Annotated in this window: 2 protein-coding genes; both read right to left on the reverse strand. The window is 59.9% G+C overall.

All coding sequences use genetic code 11. From position 1 onward, the window contains the following. Nucleotides 1-372 (reverse strand): PAS domain-containing protein (locus tag DBR24_RS10130; RefSeq protein WP_128614660.1); only part of this gene is annotated, 372 nt, incomplete at its 3' end. Between the two features lie 102 nt (nucleotides 373-474). Beyond that, nucleotides 475-1,266, reverse strand: a complete 792-nt coding sequence (locus DBR24_RS10135) for a CPBP family intramembrane glutamic endopeptidase (RefSeq protein WP_128614661.1) — start codon at nucleotides 1,264-1,266, stop codon at nucleotides 475-477. Nucleotides 1,267-1,363: the final 97 nt, after the last annotated feature.

The raw sequence follows: 1,363 nt of genomic DNA on the forward strand, positions 1-1,363 counted from the left end.
GCGGATCTGTTCGGCGGTGGGTTTGATCCGCACCGACTCGTAACCGATCACCTGACTGCCATCGAACACCGGTGTCACGTAGGCGTTCACCCAGTAATGGTCACCGGATTTGCAGCGATTCTTGACAATGCCCATCCATGGCAAGCCTTGTTTCAGTGTGCCCCACATGTGCGAAAACACCGCAGCCGGGACGTCGGGGTGACGGACCAGGTTGTGCGGCGCACGGATCAGTTCTTCACGCGAAAACCCGCTGATCTCGACGAAAGCGTCGTTGCAGTAGGTGATCACGCCCTTGGCGTCGGTTGTGGAGATCAACCGCTGCTGAGCCGGGAAAGTCCGTTCGCGTTGTGTAATGGGCTGGTTGTTACGCATGGTTTTTCAATCCGCAAGGCTTTGAAAGGTTGTCGGCGATGTCAGGAAATTATTGAAGTTTTTTTTCAGTAATAAGTACGGCGTCGCAAAACGGGCCTTGCTTCAACCCGCCAGCATCGGATAGGTGAACAGCGCAAAGTGCAGCAGGTTCAGCCCGAAGTGCGTGGCGATCGCCGCACCCAGCCCGCCAAAACGGTAGGCCAGACCATAGCCGACACCGGCCAGACCCGCCAGCAACACCCAGGTCCAGCCGGCACCGGCGTGCACCAGGCCGAACAGCAGAGAGGCCAGCAACAGGGCGAGGTTGTCGCCGTAGGGCAGGTGCTGGAAGCGCCGGCTGAGCCCGCCCTGTATATAGCCGCGAAACAGCGCTTCTTCGACCAGTGTCACCAGCAGCAGGTTGTTCAACACCCACAGCCACGCCGGGTCCGGCCACTTTGGCGCCCAAGTGATGACGCCAAGCAACAGTGCGCCGCCGAGGGCGAGGATGGCGCTCAGGGTCAGGGCGAGGAGGGTGGCGTATACGGTCAGGCGCAACGACCGCCGCGCGACAATCCACGGACAGACCAGCAACAACCAGAAACCAATCAGCGGTTTGTCCAGATTCAGGTACATCGCGAACGGCACGGCGTTGTCGGTGAAGCGCTGCGGGTCGATGGCGCGACCATTGTAGAAACCCGGTAACCAGTGCAGGGCCAGCGACAGGGCGAGGACGATAAACAGACCATGACCGAGAAACCGTGCAACCGGTACCTGTTGCTGGCGCACGGCAAATCCGGCAAATAACAGAAGGCCGATGCTGATCAGCGCCAGCCAGCCGAGCTGTCCGTAGCTCAGCGCCCACCCGTAACCGAGGCTGAGAAGTGCCAGATAGAGCCATGGCAACGCCTTCATGGAAAGTCCCTGTGCAGAATATGTGGAAGGGCTTTCTACACGGGTGGGGGCGTGGGGACAAGTGAAGGTGTGGCGGTAAAGCGGGACAGCTCCGATA

The organism is Pseudomonas sp. HMWF006 (assembly GCF_003061205.1).
In the GTDB taxonomy this organism is placed as follows: Bacteria; Pseudomonadota; Gammaproteobacteria; order Pseudomonadales; family Pseudomonadaceae; genus Aquipseudomonas; species Aquipseudomonas monsensis.